This is a genomic window from Arthrobacter sp. JCM 19049, assembly GCF_001310435.1.
This window is the reverse complement of sequence record NZ_BAXF01000390.1, coordinates 1-2,065: the sequence shown is the minus strand read 5'-3', so window position 1 is coordinate 2,065 and position 2,065 is coordinate 1. Positions and strand designations below refer to the sequence as shown.

Here is a 2,065-nt window from a genome sequence, read left to right as displayed (position 1 = left end):
CGGCGGCGGCTTCCAGCACGGTGCCCACGATCTCGTGCCCGAGCACCATCGGGGCTTTCAGGATCGATTCGCCGGCAGCCCCGTGCTGCCAGTAGTGCAGGTCGGATCCGCAAATCCCGCCGTAGGCGATGGCCACGCGGGCCTCGTCGGGCCGGGGGAGCCGGCAGCTGGATCTCGGCGACGCGCAGGTCCCCGGCCGCATGGGCGATGACCGCGGTGGTTTGCGTGGCAGTGGGGTTAGACGACAACGCTCATGCCTCCGTCGATGAAGATGGTCTGCCCGTTGACGTAGTTGGAGCCGTCGGAGGCCAGCCAGATGGCCGGTCCGGCCAGATCCGCGACGGTGCCCCAGCGGTTGGCCGGGGTGCGGCCCAGGATCCAGGAGTTGAACTGCTCGTCGTCGACGAGGTTTTGGGTCATTTCGGTGTGGATGTAGCCCGGGGCGATGCCGTTGACCTGGATTCCGTGACCGGCCCATTCCGACGTCATCGCGCGGGTGAGGTTGCGCAGCCCGCCCTTGGCGGCGGTGTAGGCGGAGATGGTGGGCCGGGCCAGGTCGGTCTGCACCGAGCAGATGTTGATGATCTTGCCCGCGCCGCGCTTCACCATGCCGCGCGCGGCCTCCCTGCCAACCAGGAACGCGCTGGTCAGGTTCGTGTCAATGACCCGTTGCCAATCCTCGACCGCCAGTTCCAGCAGCGGGACCCGGTGCTGGATGCCGGCGTTGTTGACCAGGATGCGCAGCGGGCCGATCTCGGTTTCGATGCGGGTGATGGCTTCGGCCACCGCGGTGGCGTCGGTGACGTCGAAGCAGGTGTGGTGAATGCGTTCGGCGCCGAAGCGGTCGGTGAACTGCGCGACGGTCTGCGCCAGCCGCTGGGGGTCGCGTCCGTGCAGGATCACCGTTGCACCGGCCTCGGCGAGCGCCGCGGCCAGTTCGCGGCCGATGCCGCGGGAGGAGCCGGTCACCAGTGCCAGGCGTCCGGTGAGGTCAAAGAGCTGGCTCATGCGGATTCCTTCTCTGTGCCTGCCGCAGCAGGCGTGGGGGTTGTTGCTCACGACGCCGACAACCACGGGAACCCCGGTCGACCTCGACGTCGCACTCAGTGACGGCCGGCCCCGGTGGCTGCCGGAGGGCGCGTCCGCTCTCAGTTATAGCAGATATATAGGATCAACTAGAACAATAAGTACGATTTATTGGCCTCGTGTGGTGGCGCAGGCGGCGGGTGCCCATGGGCACGGACATGAAGTTGTGCTCCCGCAACCGCTGGGCAATGCTGGGGAATTGAGGTTCGCGCCGTCGCCGGAGCGCGGCCGGTCACCGGCTCACCACACCCAGGGAGGTTCTGTGCGTTCTGGCTCGGGCACAACGGGCCGCGGCGTGATCGCCTCGGTGGGAGCTCCCTGCTCTTTGGCGTCATCTTCCTGGTTTCGGGCAGGGTGCAGGCCTCGGCCGAATATGTCTTTGCCTGGCGGGTGCTGGCGATCCTGGGCTGCTATCTTCCGGCTTTGCTGCTGTCCTCGGGTCGACGCGCCTGGGGGAATACTTCACGCTGCTCACCGCCCGCCGCACGCACCTGTGGCTGCTGCTGCCGCTGAGCCTGATGGTGGGCGTGCAGCTGTGGCTGTTCGTCTGGGCCCCGGCCCACGGCAAGGCGCTGGACGCCTCGCTGGGTTTCCTGCTGCTGCCCATCACCCTGGTGCTCGGCGGGCGCTTGGTGTTCAAGTCCCGGTGTCCGTGGTGCAGTGGCTCAGCGTCGTGGTGGCCGCGCTGGCGCTGGCGCTGAAGATCGCGGTGGCTCCGGCGTTCTCCTGGATGACCTGGTTCATCGCCCTGGTCTATCCGGTGTACTTCATGCTGCGGCACCACACCGGGCTGGATCACCGGGCCGGTTTGCGGTGGAGGCCGCGGTGCTGACCCCGCCGGCTGGTGCTGCTGGCCGTCCTGCCCGTCCGTCGAATCAGCCCGGACAGCAGGCGGGCGTCGCGGTGATCGCCGTATGCGGGGCGGTGGCGATGGTGGCCTACCTGGCGGCGTCCCGGCTGCTGCCGCTGCCGCTGTTTG

4 protein-coding genes and 1 pseudogene are annotated in these 2,065 nt (G+C 68.1%); 3 read left to right on the top strand and 2 right to left on the bottom strand.

Going from position 1 to position 2,065, the window contains the following annotated elements; all coding sequences use genetic code 11:
- Both JCM19049_RS20760 and JCM19049_RS12540 read right to left on the bottom strand, forming a co-directional pair.
- Positions 1-248 (bottom strand): annotated as a pseudogene (locus JCM19049_RS20760) (alcohol dehydrogenase catalytic domain-containing protein); the annotation flags it as partial.
- Positions 238-1,008, bottom strand: coding sequence for an SDR family oxidoreductase (locus tag JCM19049_RS12540; protein ID WP_054821757.1), 771 nt, complete (start codon positions 1,006-1,008; stop codon positions 238-240). The gene JCM19049_RS12540 and the pseudogene JCM19049_RS20760, both read right to left, overlap by 11 nt.
- Before the next feature lie 432 nt (positions 1,009-1,440).
- On the opposite strand from JCM19049_RS12540, the gene JCM19049_RS20755 reads away from it, so the two are divergent.
- Genes JCM19049_RS20755 through JCM19049_RS20750 form a run of 3 tightly spaced genes read left to right on the top strand, consistent with a single transcriptional unit; the run spans position 1,441 to position 1,918 of the window.
- A complete protein-coding gene (locus JCM19049_RS20755) occupies positions 1,441-1,599 on the top strand; it encodes a hypothetical protein (RefSeq protein WP_279403141.1) in 159 nt (52 codons plus the stop codon).
- 5 nt (positions 1,600-1,604) lie between these two features.
- The gene (locus tag JCM19049_RS12535; protein ID WP_054821756.1) at positions 1,605-1,787 is read left to right on the top strand and encodes a hypothetical protein; all 183 of its coding nucleotides are present in this window, start codon (positions 1,605-1,607) and stop codon (positions 1,785-1,787) included.
- On the top strand, positions 1,733-1,918 hold the full coding sequence (locus JCM19049_RS20750; protein ID WP_279403140.1) for a hypothetical protein: 186 nt from the start codon (positions 1,733-1,735) through the stop codon (positions 1,916-1,918). The genes JCM19049_RS12535 and JCM19049_RS20750 overlap by 55 nt, the downstream gene beginning before the upstream one ends.
- Positions 1,919-2,065 lie beyond the last annotated feature (147 nt).

What these genes read in the sequence shown, in the direction of transcription:
- JCM19049_RS12535 (WP_054821756.1), top strand. Translation starts at nt 1,605, where the DNA reads ATGGTGGGCGTGCAGCTGTGGCTGTTCGTCTGGGCCCCGGCCCACGGC.
- JCM19049_RS12540 (WP_054821757.1), bottom strand. Translation starts at nt 1,008, where the DNA reads ATGAGCCAGCTCTTTGACCTCACCGGACGCCTGGCACTGGTGACCGGC.